Origin of the sequence: Janthinobacterium sp. SUN206 (assembly GCF_030587305.1) — a bacterium.
GTDB classification, from domain to species: Bacteria; Pseudomonadota; Gammaproteobacteria; order Burkholderiales; family Burkholderiaceae_D; genus Janthinobacterium; species Janthinobacterium kumbetense.
The window spans coordinates 620172-641542 of record NZ_JAPWIB010000002.1 but is presented as its reverse complement, the minus strand read 5'-3'; the positions used below and the strand labels follow the sequence as shown (position 1 = coordinate 641542).

General features: G+C 66.4%; 22 protein-coding genes. 18 read left to right on the top strand and 4 right to left on the bottom strand.

The annotated features are described in order from the left end of the window. Positions 1-151: 151 nt before the first annotated feature. The 4 genes from O3300_RS15725 (at position 152) to O3300_RS15710 (ending at position 5971) form a co-directional block, all read left to right on the top strand. A complete protein-coding gene (locus O3300_RS15725; protein WP_305053470.1) occupies positions 152-1894 on the top strand; it encodes a methyl-accepting chemotaxis protein in 1743 nt (580 codons plus the stop codon). 44 nt (positions 1895-1938) lie between these two features. Next, positions 1939-2316 carry a BlaI/MecI/CopY family transcriptional regulator gene (locus tag O3300_RS15720; RefSeq protein ID WP_251350755.1) on the top strand — a complete coding sequence of 126 codons (378 nt, stop codon included), beginning with the start codon at positions 1939-1941 and terminating at the stop codon, positions 2314-2316. Positions 2317-2319: 3 nt separating this feature from the next. Continuing rightward, the gene (locus tag O3300_RS15715; protein ID WP_305053469.1) at positions 2320-3747 is read left to right on the top strand and encodes a M23/M56 family metallopeptidase; all 1428 of its coding nucleotides are present in this window, start codon (positions 2320-2322) and stop codon (positions 3745-3747) included. A gap of 88 nt (positions 3748-3835) precedes the next feature. Further along, entirely contained in the window at positions 3836-5971 is a 2136-nt protein-coding gene (locus O3300_RS15710; RefSeq protein WP_305053468.1) for a TonB-dependent siderophore receptor, read from the top strand. 2 nt (positions 5972-5973) lie between these two features. Here O3300_RS15710 and O3300_RS15705 read toward each other — a convergent pair whose 3' ends face one another. Then, positions 5974-6216: a hypothetical protein gene (locus tag O3300_RS15705; RefSeq protein WP_251350752.1), complete on the bottom strand. Its 243-nt coding sequence runs from the start codon at positions 6214-6216 to the stop codon at positions 5974-5976. Positions 6217-6431: 215 nt separating this feature from the next. On the opposite strand from O3300_RS15705, the gene O3300_RS15700 reads away from it, so the two are divergent. The 4 genes from O3300_RS15700 to O3300_RS15685 all read left to right on the top strand — a co-directional run bounded on the left by O3300_RS15700 (position 6432) and on the right by O3300_RS15685 (position 9368). After that, the gene (locus tag O3300_RS15700; RefSeq protein ID WP_251350751.1) at positions 6432-7085 is read left to right on the top strand and encodes a hydrolase; all 654 of its coding nucleotides are present in this window, start codon (positions 6432-6434) and stop codon (positions 7083-7085) included. 71 nt (positions 7086-7156) lie between these two features. Then, the gene (locus tag O3300_RS15695; protein ID WP_305053467.1) at positions 7157-9007 is read left to right on the top strand and encodes an amidohydrolase; all 1851 of its coding nucleotides are present in this window, start codon (positions 7157-7159) and stop codon (positions 9005-9007) included. Positions 9008-9021: 14 nt separating this feature from the next. Further along, complete coding sequence (locus O3300_RS15690) at positions 9022-9213, top strand: DUF1427 family protein (RefSeq protein ID WP_099664848.1); 192 nt, start codon at positions 9022-9024, stop codon at positions 9211-9213. Then, positions 9210-9368 carry a XapX domain-containing protein gene (locus O3300_RS15685; protein ID WP_077401676.1) on the top strand — a complete coding sequence of 53 codons (159 nt, stop codon included), beginning with the start codon at positions 9210-9212 and terminating at the stop codon, positions 9366-9368. Before O3300_RS15690 ends, O3300_RS15685 begins: the two co-directional genes overlap by 4 nt. 4 nt (positions 9369-9372) lie before the next feature. Here the strand turns inward: O3300_RS15685 and O3300_RS15680 are convergent, their stop codons facing one another. The 3 genes from O3300_RS15680 to O3300_RS15670 are packed head-to-tail and all read right to left on the bottom strand — an operon-like array spanning position 9373 to position 11812. Further along, positions 9373-10713 (bottom strand): VWA domain-containing protein, encoded by a 1341-nt coding sequence (locus tag O3300_RS15680; RefSeq protein ID WP_099664847.1) that lies wholly within the window; start codon positions 10711-10713, stop codon positions 9373-9375. After that, positions 10713-11324, bottom strand: a complete 612-nt coding sequence (locus O3300_RS15675) for a TadE/TadG family type IV pilus assembly protein (protein WP_305053466.1) — start codon at positions 11322-11324, stop codon at positions 10713-10715. The genes O3300_RS15680 and O3300_RS15675 overlap by 1 nt, the downstream gene beginning before the upstream one ends. Beyond that, positions 11324-11812: a TadE family protein gene (locus O3300_RS15670; protein WP_099668172.1), complete on the bottom strand. Its 489-nt coding sequence runs from the start codon at positions 11810-11812 to the stop codon at positions 11324-11326. Before O3300_RS15670 ends, O3300_RS15675 begins: the two co-directional genes overlap by 1 nt. Positions 11813-12372: 560 nt before the next feature. Here O3300_RS15670 and O3300_RS15665 point away from each other — a divergent pair. From O3300_RS15665 to O3300_RS15620, 10 genes are all read left to right on the top strand, one after another. Beyond that, positions 12373-13062: a response regulator transcription factor gene (locus tag O3300_RS15665; RefSeq protein WP_251351860.1), complete on the top strand. Its 690-nt coding sequence runs from the start codon at positions 12373-12375 to the stop codon at positions 13060-13062. 204 nt (positions 13063-13266) lie between these two features. Then, the gene (locus tag O3300_RS15660; protein WP_071650303.1) at positions 13267-13440 is read left to right on the top strand and encodes a Flp family type IVb pilin; all 174 of its coding nucleotides are present in this window, start codon (positions 13267-13269) and stop codon (positions 13438-13440) included. A gap of 116 nt (positions 13441-13556) precedes the next feature. Then, entirely contained in the window at positions 13557-14117 is a 561-nt protein-coding gene (locus O3300_RS15655) for a prepilin peptidase (protein ID WP_305053465.1), read from the top strand. Between the two features lie 42 nt (positions 14118-14159). Continuing rightward, positions 14160-14987, top strand: coding sequence for a Flp pilus assembly protein CpaB (gene cpaB, locus O3300_RS15650; protein ID WP_305053464.1), 828 nt, complete (start codon positions 14160-14162; stop codon positions 14985-14987). Between the two features lie 31 nt (positions 14988-15018). Continuing rightward, complete coding sequence (locus O3300_RS15645) at positions 15019-16530, top strand: type II and III secretion system protein family protein (RefSeq protein ID WP_305053463.1); 1512 nt, start codon at positions 15019-15021, stop codon at positions 16528-16530. A 9-nt stretch (positions 16531-16539) separates the two neighbouring features. Further along, the gene (locus O3300_RS15640; RefSeq protein WP_305053462.1) at positions 16540-16818 is read left to right on the top strand and encodes a hypothetical protein; all 279 of its coding nucleotides are present in this window, start codon (positions 16540-16542) and stop codon (positions 16816-16818) included. A gap of 37 nt (positions 16819-16855) precedes the next feature. Beyond that, positions 16856-18016 carry an AAA family ATPase gene (locus O3300_RS15635; RefSeq protein ID WP_077401700.1) on the top strand — a complete coding sequence of 387 codons (1161 nt, stop codon included), beginning with the start codon at positions 16856-16858 and terminating at the stop codon, positions 18014-18016. 63 nt (positions 18017-18079) lie between these two features. Then, complete coding sequence (locus tag O3300_RS15630) at positions 18080-19426, top strand: CpaF family protein (protein ID WP_369812245.1); 1347 nt, start codon at positions 18080-18082, stop codon at positions 19424-19426. A 6-nt stretch (positions 19427-19432) separates the two neighbouring features. Continuing rightward, positions 19433-20401 (top strand): type II secretion system F family protein, encoded by a 969-nt coding sequence (locus tag O3300_RS15625; RefSeq protein ID WP_305053461.1) that lies wholly within the window; start codon positions 19433-19435, stop codon positions 20399-20401. Positions 20402-20419: 18 nt separating this feature from the next. Further along, positions 20420-21361 (top strand): type II secretion system F family protein, encoded by a 942-nt coding sequence (locus O3300_RS15620; RefSeq protein WP_305053460.1) that lies wholly within the window; start codon positions 20420-20422, stop codon positions 21359-21361. Positions 21362-21371: the final 10 nt, after the last annotated feature.

The following is a 21371-nucleotide window of genomic DNA, read 5'->3' as shown; positions in this document are numbered from 1 at the left end:
CCTGTTTTGTTTCAGGTTTGCAATGCCGCAAGTAAAGAAATATGCGGCAAAGGCGCGCTGCCCCGGCGTAAATCTGGGTAGAATTCCCGCCTGCACCCCTTGCGCGGGGGGATCGCCGCGCTGCCGGGGTTCTTGTTCCTGGAGGAATACCATGCGCATTGCCGACCTTCGCATCGCCACCCGCCTGTACGGCGGCTTCGGCGCCATTGTCTTGCTGCTGGCCGTCCTGGTCGCAGTGGCCACCTTGAATTTCTCGAAACTGGCCGACGCCAACGCCATCAATACCCACACCTACCAGGTGCTCGGTGAAAATGATGCCATCCTGGAAAGCCTGATCAATATGGAAACGGGGCAGCGCGGCTACGTGATCACGGGCGCGGAGGCGTCGCTGGAACCCTACACCGTGGGCAAGACTTCGTTTCGCAGCCACCTCGACAGGACGCGCGCCTTGACCAGCGACAATCCTGTCCAGCAGCAACGCCTGGCGAAACTCGATGCCGCCCAGCAAGCCTGGCTGGCCGGCGCGCTCGACCCCGTGATCGCACTACGGCGCGCCGTGGCGCAGGGCACGGCCCCCATCGAGCCTGTGCTGGCGCTGGAAAAAGAGGGTCGGGGCAAGCAGGGCATGGACGCCATGCGCGCGTTGCTGAAGGAAGTGGGCGACGCGGAAACGGCGCTGCTGGCGCAGCGTTCGCAGGCGCTGGCGGGCTTGCAGGCGCAGACGCGCTGGGTCTTGCTGGGCGGCGGCGCGGTGGCCGTGTTGCTGGCCGGCATGATTGCCATGTGGCTGGCCAGAAATATCAGCCGGCCCCTGCGTTCGGCCATCGAGGTGGCCAGGCAGGTGGCGCAAGGCGACTTGACGGTGCCGGTGGCGGTGGGCTCGAAGGATGAGACGGGCGAGCTGATGCAGGCCTTGCAGGACATGACGGCCAGCCTGCTGCGCATCGTCACCGAGGTGCGCAGCGGCACGCAAACCATCGCCACGGCCTCGCGCCAGATCGCTTCGGGCAACCTCGACCTGTCGGCGCGCACGGAACAGCAAGCCAGTTCGCTGGAAGAGACGGCGTCGTCGATGGAAGAACTGACGGGCACGGTCCAGCAGAATGCGCAGAACGCCCACGAAGCCAATGGCCTGGCCGCGTCGGCCGAGTCCGTGGCGGGCAAGGGCGGCGCGGTGGTGGCGCAAGTGGTCGACACCATGGGTTCGATCAACGATTCCTCGCGCAAGATCGTCGACATCATCGGCGTGATCGACGGCATCGCCTTCCAGACGAATATCCTGGCCTTGAACGCGGCCGTGGAAGCGGCCCGGGCGGGCGAGCAGGGGCGCGGCTTTGCCGTCGTCGCCACGGAAGTGCGCAACCTGGCACAACGCTCGGCCAGTGCCGCCAGGGAAATCAAGGCCCTCATCAACGATTCCGTGGCGCAGGTGGAGAGCGGCGCGCGCCTGGTCGACGAGGCGGGCCGCACGATGCACGAGATCGTCGACAGCGTGCACAAGGTCAGCAGCATCGTCGGGGACATCTCCGCCGCCAGCGACGAGCAGCGCTACGGCATCGAGCAAGTCAACCGGGCCATCGGCCAGATGGACCAGGTGACGCAGCAAAACGCTGCGCTGGTGGAAGAGGCGGCCGCGGCGGCCGAAGCCATGCAGGAGCAGGCGGCCCGCCTGGCCGACGCCGTGGCCGTGTTCAAGACGGCGCAGGCGGCCGCCACGCCGGCGCTGGCGTCCCGGCCCGACGCGCGCCGCCGCCCGCCTGCCCGCCAAGGGGGCGCAGCCCCATGCGCCGCAAGTTTCGACCAAGAAACAGCGTCCGGAGGACGATGCGTGGGACGAGTTCTAGGGCGCCAGTGCATGCGACAGGTGTCGCAAATAGCGCTTGCGTGCGTGTGACTGTTGTCGCATAATTGTGTCAACAGTCACTAGAAGGAATCGCCATGAGCACGCCCTCCGTCACCGAACTATCGTTATTGAAAGCCCTGTGGAAAGAGCAGCCGCTGTCCGCGCGTGAATTGCACGCCCGCGTGGAAGAGGAGCTGGGCTGGTCGTTTTCGTCCACGCGCAAGACCGTGGAGCGCATGCTGGACAAGGGCATGTTGCTGCAGCGCAGCGTGCATGGCGTGCTCGTGTATGAAGCCAACGCGGACAAGGTGGCCACCCTGGCCGCGTTCGCCCATGACTTCGGCCGCCGCGTGATGGAAATCGACAGCCCCTTGCCGGTCAGTATGTTTACAGGCAGCAAGCTGGTGGACCAGCAGGAGCTGGCGGCGCTGGAGCAGTTGCTGCACGACTGGCCTCTGGACGGCAAGGAGTAAGCGATGAGCTTGTTCCCCCTGACCTTGCTGCAGGCGACGGCCGCCTGCCTGCTGAGCGGCTGGCTGCTGCAAGGCTTGCTGTACCTGGCGCAACGGCGCTGGCCCGCGCTGGCGGCCCAGCGCAGCGTGTGGCTGGGCGCCCAGCTGGTGCTGGCTGCCGCGTTCGTGCTGCCGTTGCTGCCTGACGCGCGGCAACTGAGCGTGGTGCCCGAGCTGAGCGTGCCCGTTTCCCTGGCCAGTACAGCGTCAGGCGTGCCGCCGGCCGTGGATGCGCCAGCGGCCGGGCTGCCATCCGGCGCTTCCTGGCTGTCCCTGGTGCCGGCTGCCTGGGTCCTCGTCTATCTGCTGGGCGTCGCTTGCACGGCCTGGCGCTGGCAGCGCGGCCGCGCCACGTTGCGCACCTTGCTGCAGCTGGCGCAGCGGCGCCGCCTGCATGGCACGGATGTGCTGGAAGTGGACGCGCCGATCTCGCCGATGCTGGTGGGCGTGTGGCGGCCGCGTTTGCTGCTGCCGGCGCACCTGGCGCAATTTACGCCGGAACAGCAGCAGATGGTGATTGCCCATGAGCTGACCCATGCACGCCGCCGCGATCCCATGCTATTGCTGCTGGCCACCATGCTGCAGGCGTTGCTGTGGTTTCATCCGGCCGCGCGCTGGCTGGCCGGCAAGCTGGCCTGGGCGCAGGAGCTCGGTTGCGACCGCCAGGTACTGGCCGGCCGCCCCGCGCGCCAGCGCCAGCAATATGCGGCGGCGCTGGTGAAGCAGCTGGGTTTGCAGGCCCAGCCGCTGCCGGGACTGGCGTTTGGCGGCGGCGGCATGGCCGAGCGCCTGCTGCGCATGCGCGACGGGCAGGAGCGGCTGCCTCCTGCCTTGCGGGTGCTGACGGTGCTGCTGTTGTGCGCTATCGGCGCGGCCAGCCTGGCGCTGCAGCCGGCACTGGCGTGGACGGCGGCTGCCGCGCCGGCAGCCATGCCCGCCGCGCCAGCCCCGGCGCCCACCGCCTGGCGCAATCCCCTGGATACCATGCGCGTGACGGGCTTCTTTGGCGTGGTGCGCGAGATCACGCCACAAGGCCATGGCGGCATCGATCTGGGCGCCAGGCGGGGCACGCCCGTGCATGCGGCGGCCGACGGCATCGCCAGCGTCAGCGAGGATGCGCGCCTCGGCAAGGCCGTCCGCATCGACCATGGCGGCGGCGTCGAATCGCTGTATGCCCATCTCGACCGGGTCACGCTCACCACCGGCATGGCCGTCACGGCGGGGCAGCCTATCGGCACGGTGGGCGCGACGGGCCTGGCGACGGGGCCGCACCTGCATTTCCAGGTCACCCGCAACGGGCGCCTGCAGGATCCGCAGCAGTGGCTCGCGGGCCTCGACGCCAACGCCAGCGCGCGGGCCCTGCGCATGCGCAAGCAGCAGTTCGGCCGCTGACGCCTGTTTTTGACTGCAGGCCGGGCGGGTGCGGCGCGCCTGGCCCGGCAACCATTCATCCGGCAACCGCCATCTTTCTGGAATTCCCATGCGATTGAGTATTTTCCTGTGCAGCCTTGCGCTGCCGTTGACGGCGCACGTCCGTGCCGAAGACACCGTTCCTTCCGTGACGGTCAATGCGGGCAAGCTGGAGCAGCGCCGCAACAATACCGTCGCCGGCATCGTCGTCGGCCACGATGAGCTGATACGCCAGGGCGACCGCGTCCTGTCCGATGCCTTGAAGCGCCTGCCGGGCATTACCATCGGCGCGCCGGCCGGCACGGGGCAGGGTGGGCAGCTCCAGCTGCGGGGGCTGGGACAGGGCTACACCCTCGTCATGCTCGACGGCGACCCCGTGCCGGCCGGTTTTTCGCTGGACGCGCTGGACCCGGAACTGGTCGAGCGCGTGGAAATCATGCGCGCCGCCACGGCCGAATTTTCCGCCCAGGCGATCGCCGGCTCCATCAATATCGTGCTGAAGAAATCCGCCAAGCGGCGCGAGCGCACCTACAAGCTGGGCGGCTCGGCCAGCAACGGCATGCCCGCCGGCAGCGCCACCGCGCAATGGTCCAGCCAAGACGGGCGCCTGTCGTACGCGCTGGCCGGCACGCTTGGCCACACGGGGCGCCGCGGATTGCTCGATGAATGGAACCGCGAATATGCGGCCGGCGGCACGCCCACCGTGGTGCGCCACATGCCGCTGACCGAGCGCGTGACCAGCGACACGTTCGAGCTGGCGCCCCGCCTGCAATGGGCGCTGGCGGGCGAAGACAGCCTGGCCTGGCAAAGCCTGCTCAATGTGCGTCGCCTGGCCAGCCGCCGCCATGTGGTGGAAACGGCTTACCTGGGCGGCCACACCGGCTATCCGGACAACGACGCCACCTTCGACCAGGACAGCAGCACCGTGCGCAGCGACCTGCGCTGGCTGCGCAAGCTGGAAGCTGGCGCCAGCCTCGATGTGAAGCTGGGTGTCGATGTCAACCACCGCGGCAGCGATTACCTGTTCCGGGGCGTGGGCGCTCTGCCTGGGCCGGCGAATGTGCGCCTGGTCGACGCGGGCGTGGACGATGTGGGCGTGCAGGCCAGCGGCACCTACCGCCGGGCGCTGGGCGAGGGGCACGCGCTGGCGGCGGGCTGGGACGGGGGCCGCCGGCGGCGCGCGGAGTATCGCCGCGAGCGCCAGCTGGAGCCGGGCGGGCCGCCCGTCCTGCCGGACGCGGACTACGCGGTCACGGTGCGGCGCCTGGCCCTGTTCGCGCAGGATGAGTGGGATGTCTCCGCGCGCTGGTCGCTGTACCTGGGCCTGCGCTGGGAAACCTGGCGCACGGCCAGCGCCACCGGTGGCGCGAACCCCGTCGACGTGCGCGCGCAGGTGTGGAGTCCCGTGCTGCAAAGCCTGTGGAAGTTCGCCGGCAAGGACCAGGTGCGCCTGGCCGTCACGCGCACGTACAAGGCGCCGCAGATTTTCCAGCTGATCCCGCGCCCGTACGCGGTCGATAACGGCAATAGTCCCACGAATCCCGACAACCAGGGCAACCCCGCGCTGCGCCCGGAAATGGCGTGGGGCCTGGACGCGGCCTATGAGTACTATCTGGGCGAGGGCGCCATGCTCAGTGCCAGCGCCACCTGGCGCCGCATCCGCGACGTGATGCTGGACCGGCTGTACCAGGACAACGGGCGCTGGGTGGCCACGCCCGCCAACAATGGCAGGGCGCAGGTGCGCGGCATCGAACTGGAAGCGAAGCTGCCGCTGGCGGTGCTGTTCCCCCGTGCCCCCGCGCTGGACCTGCGGGCGAATCTGGCGCGCAACTGGTCGGCGGTGGATGCCGTTCCCGGCCCGTACAACCGCCTCGATGGCCAGCCGCCGTGGAGCGCCAACCTGGGCGCGGACTACCAGCTGGCCAGCCGGCCGCTGACCGTGGGCGGCAACCTGCATTACCAGGCGGGAGGGCCGTCGCGCGAGTCAAGCCAGCTGCTGGCCTGGCAAGGCGCCCGGCGCGAACTCGATATGTATGCGCTGTGGAAGGTCAGCGGCACGCTGCGCCTGCGCGTGTCGGGCGCCAACCTGCTGCGGCAGGCGGACCGCACGCGCAGCCTGTACGCGGATGGCGGGGGCAGCGCGCTGCGCACGGTCGATACGGGCACCTACCGTAGCTGGCGGGTGATGCTGGAAGGCGGCCTGTAGCGTCAGTCGTCGACCTCCGCAACGGCGTAGTCCACGCCCTGCGCATCGAGCCAGGCGCGCACGGCGTCCAGGCCGTGCCACGGTTCCGGGCGCAGGTACTGGCATACATACAGGCCGGCCTCCGTCAGCCTGGCGTCCGTGCCGGGCATGCCGTCGGCCGCCTGCGGCAGCGCCGCCAGCAGTTGTTCGATGTGCTGGCGCTGGCCGGCCGTCAGGCTGGCCGCGATCCTGAATTCAAACCCCATGTTTTCCTCCGTGCGATTGGTTGCGGTGCGCTTATTTTATATCATCGAAAAAATCGAATATAGCTTGGCATTCTTTCCGTTTTTGTTTTCCTTTTTGTGCGTGCATACTGCCTATCACTGACACGCAACATGGCAGCGCAAGAAGGAAAGCGCAAGATTGTGCGGGCCGGATACCACTACTTTGATATTCAATTATTTTCACTGAGGAAAACATCATGCCTATCGCTACCGCCCAAGCCGCCCAAAAACTGCTGACCCCGAACGACCATACCCTGATCATGATCGACCACCAGTCGCAGATGGCGTTCGCCACGCGCTCCATCGACCTGGCATTGCTGCGCAACAATGCGGCCCTGGTCGCCAAGGCGGCCGCGGAATTCAAGGTGCCGACGATCCTGACGACGGTGGCGGCCAAATCGTTCTCCGGCCCTATTTTTGACGAAATCCAGTCCGTCTTCCCGGAGCAGGCGCCGATCGACCGCACCAGCATGAATACCTGGGAAGATGCGCGCATCGCCGACAAGGTGAATGGCTACGGCAAGGGCAAGATCGTGCTGGCCGGCCTGTGGACGTCCGTGTGCATCGTCGGCCCCGCGCTGTCGGCGCTGGAACAGGGTTTTGACGTGTACGTGATCGCCGACGCCAGCGGCGACGTCTCCGACGAAGCGCATGCGATGGCCATGCAGCGAATGATACAGGCGGGCGCGCAGCCGATGACGTCCGTGCAATACTTGCTGGAACTGCAGCGCGACTGGGCCCGCGGCGAGACCTACAACGAGACGGTGGCGACGGCCGTGGCGCACGGCGGCGGCTATGGCCTGGGCTTGATCTACGCCAAATCCATGTTCAATGCCAGCGAAGGCCATTGAGATTTTATTGATATCGCGCCACCGCCGCCCGCCGGCGGGGGGCGTATCCTTCACCTGAATCGGGAGTTCCCATGCATGCACACACGATCTTGCTCAATGGCCGTTTCCACACGGTCGACAGGGCGCAGCCGCTGGCGTCCGCCGTCGCCATCGCCGATGGCAAATTTCTCGCCGTGGGCGACGTCGAGGACGTGATGCGTCATCGCGGCCCCGCCACGCAAGTGATCGACCTGGCTGGCCGCACCGTCATTCCCGGCCTGAACGACTCGCATTTGCACCTGATCCGCGGCGGCTTGAACTACAACCTGGAATTGCGCTGGGAAGGCGTGCCTTCGCTGGCCGACGCCTTGCGCATGCTCAAGGAACAGGCGCTGCGTACGCCGAACCCGCAATGGGTGCGCGTGGTGGGCGGCTGGACGGAATTCCAGTTCGCGGAAAAGCGCATGCCCACCCTCGATGAAATCAACGCGGCCGCGCCCGACACGCCCGTCTTCATCCTGCACCTGTACGACCGCGCCCTGCTGAACCGCGCCGCCCTGCGCGCCGTCGGCTACGACAAGAACACGCCGAACCCGCCCGGCGGCGAAATCGTGCGCGACGCGGCCGGCAACCCGACCGGCTTGCTGATCGCCCGTCCGAACGCCATGATTTTATATGCGACCCTGGCGAAAGGCCCGACCCTGCCGCGCGAATTGCAAGTCAATTCCACGCGCCAGTTCATGCGCGAATTGAACCGTTTGGGCATCACCAGCGCCATCGACGCGGGCGGCGGCTTCCAGAACTATCCCGAGGATTACGCCGTCGTCGACGAGCTGGCGCAAAAAGAGCAGCTGACCATCCGCATCGCCTACAACCTGTTTACGCAGAACAAGGGCGCCGAATTGCAGGACTTCCAGAAGTGGACGGGCATGGTCAAGCCCGGCGACGGCACGGACTTTTATCGTCACAACGGCGCCGGAGAGATGCTGGTGTTTTCCGCCGCCGACTTCGAGGATTTCCTCGAGCCGCGCCCGGAGCTGGCGGCCGGCATGGAAGACGAGCTGGAAAAGGTGGTGCGCCACCTGGTCGAGCAGCGCTGGCCGTTCCGCCTGCACGCCACCTATGACGAATCGATCGGCCGCATGCTCGACGTATTCGAAAAGGTCAACCGCGACACGCCGTTCGGCGGCTTGCACTGGCTGTTCGACCACGCGGAAACCATCAGCCCGAAAAATATCGACCGGGTCAAGGCGCTGGGCGGCGGCCTGGCCATCCAGCACCGCATGGCTTTCCAGGGCGAGTACTTCGTCGAGCGCTATGGCGCCGAGGCGGCGAAGGCCACGCCGCCCGTGCAGCGCATGCTGGACGCGGGCGTGCCCGTGGGCGGCGGCACGGACGCCACGCGCGTGGCAAGCTACAACCCGTGGACGGCGCTGTACTGGCTCGTGTCGGGGCGCACCGTGGGCGGCCTGGCCCTGACGGATGCGGCGGGGCGATTGTCGCGCGACACGGCGCTGGAACTGTGGACGGCGGGCAGCGCCTGGTTTTCCAGCGAGCAAGGCAAGAAGGGGCGCATCCGCGAGGGCATGCTGGCCGACCTGTCCGTGCTGTCGGCCGATTATTTCGCGGTGCCGGAAGAGGCGATCAAGTCCATCGAATCCGTGCTCACCATCGTCGGCGGCAAGGTCGTCTACGGCCAGGCGGAATTCACGACCCTGGCGCCGCCCCCGATTCCCGTGCTGCCCGAGTGGTCGCCCGTGCGCGCGGTGCCGGGCCATTACCGGCCCGTAGCCAGGCCGGCGCAGGCGGCCATGCCGCACCAGTGCGCGGGCGCCTGCGGCGTGCACGCCCACGCCCACGACCGGGCGCGCAAGTCGGCCGTGCCGATCAGCGATTTTTCCGGCTTCTGGGGCACGCTGGGTTGCAGCTGCTTCGCTTTCTAGTAGAGGACAGAGCCATGCGCTATAAGAAAGTCATCCTGGGCCTGCTGCTGGCCTTTGTCGTGGGATTCGTCTGCCAGCTGGCGCACATCCCCGTGCCGGCGCCGCCCGTGCTGGGCGCCGCGCTGCTGGTGTTCCTGACCAGCTGCGGCTACTGGCTCACGGGCCTGTATTTGCAGCGCCGTGAAACGCAAGGGGAGGCGCCATGAACGTCATGCTGGCAGGATCGGTACTGGGATTGCTGGTGGGGGCCGTGTGCCGCTGGTTCGACCTGCCGTCGCCCACGCCGCCTACGCCCACCGGCGCGGCGATGGTGGTGGCCATGACCCTGGGTTTTGTCGTGGCGGGGCAGTGGCAGGGTTAGGCGCTTATTTGGACAGGCGCAAAATGGCCGAGGCGAGCCGGGTGAAGCAGGGACTCAGGTCGCTGTCGCTGGCCGCATAGCAATACAGGCCCACGGGTTCGGCCGGCTTGCGGCAAGCCGCTTTCGCATCGGTGGTATTGGCCAGGCAGCGCAGCAAGTCTTCGCCCAGCTCGTTGTCCGGCCCTTCCTTGGTTTTCAGCGACGCGCCCATGCCCAGGGTAAAGACGAAAATGCCTTCCTGGCGCGCCTTGGCCGCCATCGCTTCGACCAGGTTGCGCGAGGCGCGGTGTACATTCGTCCATTGCGCCTGCGCCGTAGCGGTGGATGCGGTCACGACGCGGGGCGAGTTGGTGACGATGGGAAACTCGCGCAGCGCCGCGTCATTCGTCGCGTTGTACCATGCGGGAAGCGCGGTGATCTGGCTGGCGGCGCAATCGCCGTATTGGAGCGAGTCGCTCACTTTCATCCTGTACAGGCCCGCCAATGCCGGGTTTTGCAGTTTCGGAAAGGTGGCGAGGCCGCCTGCGTCCTTGCATTTGTTGTCCTTGTTGGGGAAGTACGAGGAAAACGCCGCCGGCGAACCGTCGGAGAAAAACACGATGACGCGCAGGCTGGAGCGGTCGACCTGCGCGATATCGTTCAGCTGCTTGCGCGCCTGGAACATGCCGGCGGACGAGTTGGTGCCGCCGACGAAGGCGAATTGATCGATCTTTCCACCTTTCATGGTCATGCCGCCGCGGTCGAAACCGCGGTCGGTCTGCCTGATCGGGACGTCGATTTGCGCTTCCGAAGCGAAGTGCAGCAAGCCGACCCGGTCGACCGTGGCGTTGAACTTGTTCAGGAAGGACTTGCCCGCCGCCCGCACGGCGTCCGCATTGTGTTCCAGCGAACGCGACGTATCCATCACCAGCACCATGTCCAGGTCCTTGCGGATGGTTTGCGCGCTGGCGGCCACGTCCAGGGTCTTGAAGCCCAGTACGCCCATCAGCGAGACGGGCAGCGAGGCGCTGGCCGAGACGTCGATAGTGACGGTACCCTTGTCGAACGTGACGTCGACGGGATGGAGGGTCGGCGTCGACAGCAGGAAGTGGTCCGGATAATTGACGTCAAAAAAATCCTTTGCGGACTGGCGCGCCCTGGTCCGCTGTTCCTCTTCCGAGTTGCCCGCAGTGACGCCGCGCGCCGCCGCCAGGCTGGCCGAGTCGACGGCCGCGTTGAGCTTGGCCTTGACGAAGTAGCCGAGGGCCGAATCGATGGCCAGGCCCACGGAGGCGATCAGGACGACGGCCGACAGCGCCACCATGACCAGGACTTGCCCGCCTTGCCGCTTGTGTGGAATGCGCATCAGAATACCGTCATCGAAGTCAGGTTGGGCGCCAGCACGGGCGTCGTGCTGTTGCCAAATTTCAATGTGCCGAACAGCATGTCGAAATTGTAGAAAGTTTCCACGGCGTAAATCAGTTCGCCGTCGGCCAGCTGGTTCTGCATCAATGACACCGTGGGGGCGTATTCGTCCTTGGCGATGCCGGTGCACGTGCCATCGCGCCAGCTGCCGCATTGCCACACCTGGCTGGCGGGCAGGTAGCCGCTGGCCTTCGCGCCGGCGTCCCAGCGGTACTGTTCCAGCACGATATTGCGCAAGCCGCTCTGCGCCGTGTAACCCATGATCTTGGTGATGTAGATCATGCCGCGCCCGTGCATGTCCAGCGGCGGCGTGCTGGCGGCCAGCGCATTCATGATGCCCTGGCTGGAGCCGCTCAGGTCGGACGTGGCGCGCGCGGACAGGTTGGCGCCTTCGCGGCTGATATTGAGCAGGATGGTCTTGGCCTGGATGGCGCGCGACAGGTCGGCCAGCATGAACAGCAGCAAGGCCAGCAAGGGCAGCACGATGGCAAATTCGATGGCGGCGATGCCGCGCGCGGTGCGGCGCGGAAAACGGGGAGCGGGTGCACGCATCACAGGCCGCCAAAGCTTTCATTGCGCATGGTGGCCGCCACGACGAAATGCGCCTGGCCATCGCGGAACAGGGCACGGATCATGGGCGTGGCGAACGCCCAGCGGCAATCGACGGAAATGACGACGATATCGCCGGCCTGGCCGAACATGGCGGCGCCCACCGCATCGCTGCCGTTGACGGAGATCACGGGGCTGACCTTGTCATACATGCCCATGGAACTGTCGCGTATTTTTTGCATGACGGCGTGGTAGCGCTGCTGGTTGGCGCTGTCGGGGTCGAGGTCCTTGGCCCCCGTGACGGCATAGCGCGCGCCTTCGCGCACCGCGTGCTGCATGGTCATATTGGCAAAATAAGCCATGCTCAATTCAATGATGCCGATTATCAGCATGAGAAAGACCGGTGTTATCAGGGCCAATTCGACCAGGGTGGCGCCAGCCTGTCCGCTTTGCTTGCGGAATATGCGGGAATCGGCCTGTTTTAAGCGCATGGGAATAATCCGGTTAAGTTCCGCGATGACGAATGTCGGGCGGATGGCATTGCGCCATTTGACTGGCAATTATTCTATATCGATTTTCAAGGGCGTGTCCGCCATTTAAATTATTACAGGTCAAGATAATCGCAATTAACTGCGTTATTTCAAACGTGCCGGCCCCGTCGCTACAGGGCCGGGAGTAATATGCGCGGGTATGAAAACAGGCCTGGTGTCAGGATTGTCCTGCGTGCAGGCAAGGACTTGTTTTGCAAGGTGATGCAACAAAAATGCTGCAATGTAAGCAACAGCAGCGGTGGCAGCAGCGATGGCGCGCCCGTGGCGCACCCGCCCCGGCCACGCTGCCCATCCATCGGTTCACGCCCGGCATGCGGCGACCGCTGCCCTGGGGCACGCACCGCGTTGGCGCGTGCCGGCCCAAGGCCTCTTCCTTTGTGCCCCCATGACTTCTTTCCCCCGCGTGCGGCAGCAGAAGGCGCGCGCGGACGAGGCAGGCAAGCCGATTCGGATCAACAGCATTCCCCGATGGGAGTGGGCTACAAGTAAAGAGGTAAAGCATGTCAACAAACAATGTCATACGCGTCATGCTGGTGTCGGACCACAAGACCTGGCTGTGGGGCCTGGAGCAGTTGCTCGCCGGCGCCCAGCCGCCGATGCAGGTGGTGGCCAGTTCCACCGAGATCGACAGCGCGCTGCTGCTGGCGCGCACCCTGTGTCCCGACGTCATCGTGCTCGACGCCGATCTTGGCTGCGGCGGCGCTTGCGCCATCGATTATCTGCCGCAGCTGCTGGGCAATGGCGTGTCGCGCGCATTGCTGTTCAGCGGCACGCAGGACCAGGCCGCCTGCGGGCGCGCCGTGCGCAGCGGCGCGCGCGCCGTGGTGGGCAAGGAAACGCCCGTCAAGCAAATGGTCGACGCCATCGCCCGCCTGCATCACGGCGAATTGTGCCTGGACCCGGCGCTGCTCGACAGCATGCTGGGCGTGCTGAACAAGCCGGAAGCGGCGCCCGACCCGGAAGAGCAGCGCATCGCCAGGCTGACGCTGAAGGAGCGCAAGATCGTGGCCATGATGGTGGAAGGAAATGGCGCGCTGAACCGTGCGATCGCCCAGCGCGCTTTTATCTCGGAGCAAACCTTGCGTAATCATTTGACATCGATCTACAGCAAGCTCGATGTCACCAACCGCCTGGAATTATATGTGTACGCCACCCGCAACCGGCTGGCCGAACCCGTCCATGCGGAGTGACAGTACATATGTCCTGATTATAGACAAAAAATTAAGATGGTTTGTACTGCGCATAAAATGACTTTTCTCTGATTCGATTTAATGTTTGTTTATATAAAATACACGCATCAGAAATTGGCAAATAAAAACAAAGAGAATGTTTTTATTTTCAGACTGTATTTTCAGTTTTTATCATGTTTAAAACTTGACCTAAAAGGGAATAATATGAATTTCATTAAAAACTTTATCGCCGAAGAAGATGGCGTGACGGCCATCGAATATGCGCTGATCGCTGCGCTGGTGGCTGCGGCGCTGGTCACGGCCGTCGGCTATTTCACCACCGGCCTCGATGGCGCCTTCAAGGCGATCGGCACCAAGCTGACGGGCGCGGCGATCTAAGGCGCCTGCCCACCGCGCTGCACCCCGACAGGCCGGCTGCCCCTGCGCACCGGCCTGTCGACTTCCCGCCCAACGATGCGCATGCCGTCATGCCATCGGCTTGCATCAGGTACACGATGGACCCTCATTCTTTCTGGACGTTCAGCCCCGCCATGGTCTTGTGGGGGCTGCTTGCCGCGGCTGTCTGGCATGACGTGCGCCGCCGGCGCATTCCCAACCGGCTGGTGTTTTCCGGCGCCTTGCTTGGCGTGCTGCTCAACAGCGTGGCCTTGCCCGGGGTGACGCCGGCCGGGCCGTGGCTGGCGCTGGGCGGCCTGGCCGTCGGCCTGGGCTTGCTGCTGCCCATGTATGCGATGAAGGCGCTGGGCGCGGGCGACGTCAAGCTGATGGCGATGGTGGGGGCTTTTCTTGGCCCGCGCCCCGCCGTGTTTGCCGTGCTGTGCAGCCTGCTGGCGGGCGGCGTGCTGGCGCTGGCCGTCGCCCTGTGCCAGGGCACGTTGCGCCAGGCGATGAGCAATGCCCGGCAATTGCTGCTGCAAGGCTGGCTGCGCGCCGCCGCAGGTGAAGTGCCGCGGGTCGATGCGCCCGCCGTGCCGGGCGGCAAACTGCCGTACGCGATCGCCATTGCCGCCGGCACCGCCATCTGGCTGGCCCTGGCGGCCGGCGGCTATGCATGATGTGCCCGTCCGGAAACCCAAGTTTTACCAAGAGGAAAAATCATGAGAAATAGCCGCGTTGCGATCGTGCTGCTGCTGGCGCTGCTGATGGCGGGGGGCGCCGTGCTGGCGGCGGCCCGCTGGATGTCGGGACAAGGCGCGCCGGCCAGCCAGACGGTGATGGTCGCGCTGGTCGATATCGGCGTGGGCGCGAAGGTGACGCCGGCCATGCTGCGCGGCATGGACTGGCCGGCGGGCGCCATGCCGCCGGGGGCGTTTGGCGAGGCCGGCGCGCTGGACGGGCGCATCACGCGCACGGCCGTCAGCAAGGGCGAGCCTGTGCTGGAAAGCAAGCTCGCGCCGCCCGGCGCCACGGGCGGCCTGTCGGCCATCGTGGCTGCCGGCAAGCGCGCCATGACCGTGCGCGTCAACGACGTGGTGGGCGTGGCCGGCTTCGCCCTGCCGGGCAACTTCGTCGACATTCTCGTGCATACGCAGGATGACCGCGCCAGGCCGGCGGGCGGCGGGCCGCTGGCCATTTCCAAGATCGTGCTGGAACGCATCCTGGTGCTGGCCGTGGCGCAAGAGTCCGGCCGCGACGACAACAAGCCCAAGGTGGTCAATGCCGTGACCCTGGAGCTGACGCCTGAGCAGGTGGAAAAGCTGGACCTGGCGCGCAGCGTGGGCAGTCTGTCGCTGGTGCTGCGCAACCAGGTCGATCCGGCGCCCGTCACCACGGGCGGCGCCACCAAGGAGTCGCTGCTGGAACTGAAGGCGCCGGCGGCCGCGCCGGTGCGCACGGCGCGGCGCCAGGCGGCCCCCCCACGCGCTCCCGCGCGCGACAGCATCACCGTCATCAAGGGCATGGATACGAGCGTCCAGCAATTTTAAAAATCAGCAGGCAAGCGAGCAAGGATGATCGATGAACAAATTTCGTAAGCACGCCGCGAGTGCGGGCATGCGCCTGGCCCTGACGCTGGGCGGCGCGGCGGCAAGCCTGGCCTGGCCAAGCGGCGCCAGCGCGGCGGCGCCGGCCAGGCAGGCCGTCATGTCGCCCGTCGCGGCGCCGGCCATGTCGCTGGGCGCCGATATCGCCCGCCTGGGCGCGCCCGTGCGCATCGCCGTGGGCAAGTCCACCTTGCGCAGCCTGAGCCTGCCGGTGTCGCAGATCGCCGTCAACGATCCGCGGGTGGCCGGCGCCAGGATGTTGGGTTCGTCCAGCCAGCTGTTCGTCTGGGGCCTGGCCCCGGGCAGCACCAACCTGATCCTGTGGGACCGGCAGCAGCGCCCCGTGATCGTCGATATCGAAGTCGAGATCGATGTCGAGGGCTTGCAGGCGCAGCTGGCCTATGTCTTCCCCGGCGAGCGCGCCGTCAAGGCCGGCGCGGCCGGCGGCAGCATCGTGCTGTCGGGGCAGGTGAGCGACAGCGTCAAGGCCAGCCAGATCCTGGACATGGCGCAAGCCTATGCGCAGCGCGGCGCCGGCGAAGCGGCAGCGCCGGCCGACGGCGCCGCCAGCGCGGCCGGCGGCGTCAAGGTCATCAACATGCTGACGATTGCGGCGCCGCAACAGGTCATGCTGGAAGTGAAAATCGCCGAAGTGTCGAAGACCCTGGTCGACCAGCTGGGCGCCAGCGTGGGCATCAGCGGCACGCGCGGCAACTGGAGCTACGGCTTGCTGTCGAACCTGCTCAGCGGCAACCCCAGCCAGCTGGGCGCCGTGCACGGCAAGAATGGCAACGGGCTGACGCTCGACGCGCAAAAGCGCGACGGCCTGGTGAAGGTGCTGGCCGAACCGAACATCATGGCCATCAGTGGCCAGGAAGCCAGTTTCCTGGCGGGCGGCAAGATTTTCATTCCGGTCGCGCAAGACAGCACCACCAACAAGATCACGCTGGAAGAAAAGGAATTCGGCATCGCCGTCAAGTTCACGCCCACCGTGCTGGAGGGCGGGCGCATCAACCTGAAGGTGGCGCCGGAAGTATCGGAGCTGAACCGCGAAGGCATCGGCATCACCACCGGCGGGGGCGCCGCCGCCAATGCCGTGTTGCCGGCCTTTACCACGCGGCGCACCACCACCACGGTGCAGCTGTTCGACGGCCAGAGTTTTGCCGTGGGCGGTTTGATCAAGAACAATGTGACGACCAATATCAAGGCCTTGCCCTTCCTGGGCGAGATTCCCGTGCTGGGCGCGCTGTTCCGCAGCAGCGATTTCCAGACCGACCGTACCGAGCTGGTGTTCATCATCACGCCGCACCTGGTCAAGCCGCTTGACGGCACGCTTGACGGCGATATCGTCTTGCCGACCGACGCCTATGTGGCGCCCAGCCGCAGCGAGTTCTTCTTGCAAGGAAAAATGGAAGGCGCTGGCGCGCCACGGCCACGGCAGGAAGCGGCCACGCAGACGGCGCCCGCCGGCCCGGACACTCACTAGGAGCACCTCATGCAGCATTCCCTTTCCCTTTTCCGATCTGTGCTGCTGGCCGCCCTGGCCGCCAGCGGCTGCGCCGCCACGCCGAACCTGGACCGCCAGTTCGGCCACAGCGTCGAGCAGCTGCGCCTGCGGCAAGTGCTGTCGCCGCAGGCGGGCGCGAACCGCGATCCCGTGGCCGGCATGGACGGCAAGGCCGCCCAGGCCGCCTACGCGGCGTACCAGAAAAGCTTTGCCGCACCCGCGCCGCAAGGGGCCGCCTTCACCATCGGCGTCGGGGCGCGCCAGTGAAGCTGGCACCGTCACCACAGAACCAGCAAGGCATATCGTGAAAATCGCCATCCATTCCACGGATCAAAAAACGCTGTCCGAACTGGGGCGGCTGCTGCGCAGCCGCAACCGGCTCGACGAGATCAACGCGGGCGGCGAAACGCTGGAACCGCTGCAGGCGGCGCAATCGCTGCCCGACGTGCTGATCTTCGACCGCCCGTCGAACGACGGCGCCGACCTGGCCGCCATCGAACGCCTCAGCAACCAGCATCCGCGCATGGCCTTCATCGTGCTGTGCCACCAGCAGGCGCCTGAATTCCTGCTGCAGGCCATGCGTGCAGGCGTGCGCGACGTGCTGCCGTTTCCCGCCGCGCCGGCCAGCCTGTATGCGGCGCTCGAACGCATCGAGGAAAAGCTGGAGCGGCGCGAGCATGGCAACGGCAAGGTGCTGGCCTTCATCTCCTGCAAGGGCGGCAGCGGCGCCACCTTCATCGCCAGCAATCTCGGTTATGCGCTGGCCGCCGGCGGCCAGCAGCGCGTTGCCCTGATCGACATGAACCTGCATTTTGGCGACGCCTCGCTCTTCGTGTCCGAGAACAAGCCGCTGGCCACGCTGTCCGACGTCACGCGCGACATCCACCGGCTCGACGCCTCGTTCCTGGCATCGAGCATGCTGCACATCCTGCCCAACTACAGCGTGCTGGCCGCGCCCGAGGATCCGGCGCACGCCAGCGAAGTGGCGCCCGAGCACATCGACGCCGTCATCCGGCAAGCCAGGCGCCAGTACGATTTCATCGTGCTCGACGTGGGCCGCAACCTCGACGCCGTCAGCGTGCGCGCGCTGGACCACGCCGACATGATCTTCCCCGTCCTGCAGGCGACCTTGCCGTACATCCGCGACGGCAAGCGCCTGCTGGGCATGTTCCGCTCGCTCGAATACGCGAAGGACAAGGTGCATATCATCGTCAACCGCCACGACAAGGGCGGCGAAATCCGCCTGCGCGACCTGGAAGCGGCGTACGGCACGGCGGTCTACCGCACGGTGCCGAATCACTACGCCTCGGCGGCCGCCTCGGTCAACCAGGGCGTGCCTATCCTGCAGCTCGACAAGGCCAGCCCGATCACCCGCTCGCTGCAGGAGTTCGCCGCCAGCCTGGCCGGCGGCGCGGCCAGCACGGCGCGCCAGGGCTGGCTCGGCCGCGTCCTGCGGCGCGCCTGATCCACGCGCTTGATCCCCATCCCAGAACAGGAGCATTTCATGGCCACTTCCCCCATCGCCGCCTTGTCCATCCGCGAACGGCTTGGCAGCGCCAAGATCGCCGCGCTCGCGCCGCAACGCATGGCCGTCATCGACAACCACGGCTACCGCGACCTCAAGCTGCGCATCCATGGGCTGCTGCTCGAACGGGTCGACCTGGAAAGCATGCAGCGCCTGTCGCAGGAGCGCATCCGCGAAGAATTGCGCGGCCTGGTCGAGCGCCTGCTGGACGAAGAGGCGGTGGTCATCAACGACGCCGAGCGCCGTAGCCTGACGCGCGACATCCAGCACGAGATGCTGGGCTTCGGGCCGCTCGAAACGCTGCTCGCCGATGCCAGCGTGTCGGACATCCTCGTCAACGGCCACAAGCAGGTGTATGTGGAGCGGGGCGGCCGCCTGGAGCTGACCGACGTCAGCTTCGACGACGACGCCCATCTGATGAAGATCATCGACAAGATCGTCTCGCGCGTGGGCCGCCGCATCGACGAATCGAGCCCCATGGTCGATGCGCGCCTGCCCGACGGTTCGCGCGTCAACGCCATCATCCCGCCGCTGGCCATCGACGGCCCCGTGATGTCGATCCGGCGGTTTTCCGTCGATCCGCTGCGCCTGGCCGACCTGGTCGCCTACCACAGCATGACGGCCGAGATGGCCGAGGTGCTGCAGGGCCTGGGCAAGGCGAAGATGAATATCCTCATTTCCGGCGGCACGGGCAGCGGCAAGACCACCATGCTCAATGTGATTTCCGGCTTTATCGGCCAGACGGAACGCATCGTCACGGTGGAAGACGCGGCCGAGCTGCAATTGCAGCAGCCGCACGTGGTGCGCCTGGAAACGCGGCCCGCGAACATCGAAGGCAAGGGGGAGGTGAGCCAGCGCGCGCTGGTGCGCAATGCGCTGCGCATGCGCCCGGACCGCATCATCCTGGGCGAGGTGCGCGGCGCCGAGGCGCTCGACATGCTGGGGGCGATGAACACGGGCCACGAAGGCTCGATGGCCACCATCCACGCCAACACGCCGCGCGACGCCATCACGCGGCTGGAAAACATGATCAGCATGGCGGCGGCCAACCTGCCCAGCAAGGCCATCCGGCAGCAGATCAGCTCGGCCGTGTCGGTGGTGGTGCAAGTGTCGCGCCTGATCGACGGCAAGCGCAAGGTCACGTCGATCCAGGAAATCACTGGCATGGAAGGGGAAGTCATCACGATGCAGGAAATCTTCAGTTTCCGGCAGACGGGCGTGGCCGAGGGCGGCGCGGTGGTCGGGCATTTCTCGGCCAGCGGCATCCGCCCGCGCTTCCTCGATCGCCTGAACAGCTTTGGCATCGGCGTGTCGGCCGCCCTGTTCGAACCCACCGCGGCGGGGCGCTGACCGGCCATGCTTTCCTACCTTGTCTATCTGTTCCTTTTCCTGGCCGTGCTGCTGCTGGTGGCTGGCGCCTGGCTGGCGTGGCAAGCGGCGCGGGGAGCGGGCGCGGCGCGGGTGGCGCGGCGCCTGCAAGCCATGTACACGGCCAGCGATGGCGAACAGGCGCTGTCGATCACCAAGCAGCGCCCGCTGAGCGCCCATCCCTTGCTGCACGGCGTGCTGCAAGGCTTGCCCGGCGCGCGGCGCCTCGACCAGCTGCTGCTGCAGGCGGGCATGCGCTGGTTCGTGGCCACTTTTCTGGGCTATTGCCTGCTGGGCGGGACGGCCGGCCTGCTGCTGGCCGGCGCGCTGCCGCTGCCATGGTATGTGCGCCTGGGCCTGGCCGCGGGCGGCGCCGCGCTGCCGTATCTGCTGGTGCGCCGCGCCAGGAGCAAGCGGCTGGTGCGCATCGAGCAGCAACTGCCGGACGCGCTCGACCTGATGAGCCGCGCCATGCGCGCCGGCCATGCCTTTCCCACCGCGCTGAAAATGGTGGGCGAGGAAATGACGGGGCCGCTGGCCGACGAATTCCGCGCCGTGTTCGACGAAGTCAGTTTCGGCGTCGCCATGGCCGATGCGCTGGGCAACCTGGCCGCGCGCGTGCCCAGCACGGACTTGCGCTATTTCGTCATCGCCGTGCTGATCCAGCGCGAAACGGGCGGCAACCTGACTGAATTGCTGAGCAGCATCAGCGCCATCATCCGCGACCGCCTGAAATTGCTGGGCCAGGTGCGCGTGCTGTCGGCCGAAGGGCGCATGTCGGCCTGGGTCCTGGGTTTGTTGCCATTTGGCGCGGCGCTGATGATGCATTTGATGAATCCGCAGTTTATTGCCGTGCTGTACACGGATGGGGGCGGGCGCAAGATGGTTGGAGTATCGCTGGGCTTGCTGATGCTGGGTGTGATCTGCATCAGAAAAATTATCAATATCCGGGTGTAAGATGAAAGAACAGACACGATGAGCACGATGAGTGCGGCGCAGCTGGCCTTGCTGGGCCTGCTGTTCCTGATTGTTTTCGCGCTGGCCTTGCTGGTGTTGCGTCTGTGCACGGGCAGTGCCGTGCAGGAGCGGCTGCAGGCGCTGGGCGATGCGGGCGCCGGCGGCGATGGCGGGCGCCATGCCAGGCGGCGCTGGCTGGCGCACGCCGTCAGCCTGACGCGCCCGCTGGCCAGGCTGTCGCTGCCGGACGAGGGCTGGGAAAGTTCGCCCATCCGCAGCCGCTTCGTCCATGCCGGCTGGCGCAGCCAGGCCGCACCTGCGCTGTTTTACGCGGCCAAGACAGGCTTGTTCGTGGGCTTGCCGCTGCTGGCGTATTTTCTGCTGCGCCAGGGCGGACACAATATGCTGTTGTGGCTGGTCGCGGCGGCCGCCCTCGGTTACTACCTGCCCAATGCCTGGCTGTCGCACTGCCTGAAACAGCGTCAGCGCGAAGTGTTCGAGACCTTTCCCGATGCGCTGGACCTGATGACGGTGTGTGTCGAAGCGGGGCTGGCGATGGATGCGGCACTGGCGCGCGTGGCGCAGGAAATCGGCCTGAAAAGCGCCGTCCTGGCCGAAGAGCTGCAACTGGTGACGCTGGAATTGCGCGCCGGCAGCGCCAAGGACAAGGCCTTGCGCAATCTGGCCTTGCGCACGGGAGTGGAGGATGTGGACGCGCTGGTGACCCTGCTGATCCAGGCCGAGCGCTTCGGCACGAGCATCGCCGCGTCGCTGCGTGTGCAGTCCGACCAGCTGCGCACCAAGCGGCGCCAGCGGGCCGAGGAAACGGCGGCCAGGATCGCCCTCAAGCTACTGTTTCCGCTGATCTTTTTTATCTTCCCATCGCTGATGGTCGTGCTGATGGGGCCGGCGTTCCTGCAGATCTACCGCGTGCTGCTGCCGGCCATGCGGGGCAGCTGACGACTGGCCG

Bases quoted from the DNA above. Each gene is read 5' to 3' on its own strand.
- O3300_RS15725 (WP_305053470.1), top strand. From the start codon at position 152: ATGCGCATTGCCGACCTTCGCATCGCCACCCGCCTGTACGGCGGCTTC.
- O3300_RS15720 (WP_251350755.1), top strand. From the start codon at position 1,939: ATGAGCACGCCCTCCGTCACCGAACTATCGTTATTGAAAGCCCTGTGG.
- O3300_RS15715 (WP_305053469.1), top strand. From the start codon at position 2,320: ATGAGCTTGTTCCCCCTGACCTTGCTGCAGGCGACGGCCGCCTGCCTG.
- O3300_RS15710 (WP_305053468.1), top strand. From the start codon at position 3,836: ATGCGATTGAGTATTTTCCTGTGCAGCCTTGCGCTGCCGTTGACGGCG.
- O3300_RS15705 (WP_251350752.1), bottom strand. From the start codon at position 6,216: ATGGGGTTTGAATTCAGGATCGCGGCCAGCCTGACGGCCGGCCAGCGC.
- O3300_RS15700 (WP_251350751.1), top strand. From the start codon at position 6,432: ATGCCTATCGCTACCGCCCAAGCCGCCCAAAAACTGCTGACCCCGAAC.
- O3300_RS15695 (WP_305053467.1), top strand. From the start codon at position 7,157: ATGCATGCACACACGATCTTGCTCAATGGCCGTTTCCACACGGTCGAC.
- O3300_RS15690 (WP_099664848.1), top strand. From the start codon at position 9,022: ATGCGCTATAAGAAAGTCATCCTGGGCCTGCTGCTGGCCTTTGTCGTG.
- O3300_RS15685 (WP_077401676.1), top strand. From the start codon at position 9,210: ATGAACGTCATGCTGGCAGGATCGGTACTGGGATTGCTGGTGGGGGCC.
- O3300_RS15680 (WP_099664847.1), bottom strand. From the start codon at position 10,713: ATGCGCATTCCACACAAGCGGCAAGGCGGGCAAGTCCTGGTCATGGTG.
- O3300_RS15675 (WP_305053466.1), bottom strand. From the start codon at position 11,324: ATGCGTGCACCCGCTCCCCGTTTTCCGCGCCGCACCGCGCGCGGCATC.
- O3300_RS15670 (WP_099668172.1), bottom strand. From the start codon at position 11,812: ATGCGCTTAAAACAGGCCGATTCCCGCATATTCCGCAAGCAAAGCGGA.
- O3300_RS15665 (WP_251351860.1), top strand. From the start codon at position 12,373: ATGTCAACAAACAATGTCATACGCGTCATGCTGGTGTCGGACCACAAG.
- O3300_RS15660 (WP_071650303.1), top strand. From the start codon at position 13,267: ATGAATTTCATTAAAAACTTTATCGCCGAAGAAGATGGCGTGACGGCC.
- O3300_RS15655 (WP_305053465.1), top strand. From the start codon at position 13,557: ATGGACCCTCATTCTTTCTGGACGTTCAGCCCCGCCATGGTCTTGTGG.
- cpaB (WP_305053464.1), top strand. From the start codon at position 14,160: ATGAGAAATAGCCGCGTTGCGATCGTGCTGCTGCTGGCGCTGCTGATG.
- O3300_RS15645 (WP_305053463.1), top strand. From the start codon at position 15,019: ATGAACAAATTTCGTAAGCACGCCGCGAGTGCGGGCATGCGCCTGGCC.
- O3300_RS15640 (WP_305053462.1), top strand. From the start codon at position 16,540: ATGCAGCATTCCCTTTCCCTTTTCCGATCTGTGCTGCTGGCCGCCCTG.
- O3300_RS15625 (WP_305053461.1), top strand. From the start codon at position 19,433: ATGCTTTCCTACCTTGTCTATCTGTTCCTTTTCCTGGCCGTGCTGCTG.
- O3300_RS15620 (WP_305053460.1), top strand. From the start codon at position 20,420: ATGAGCACGATGAGTGCGGCGCAGCTGGCCTTGCTGGGCCTGCTGTTC.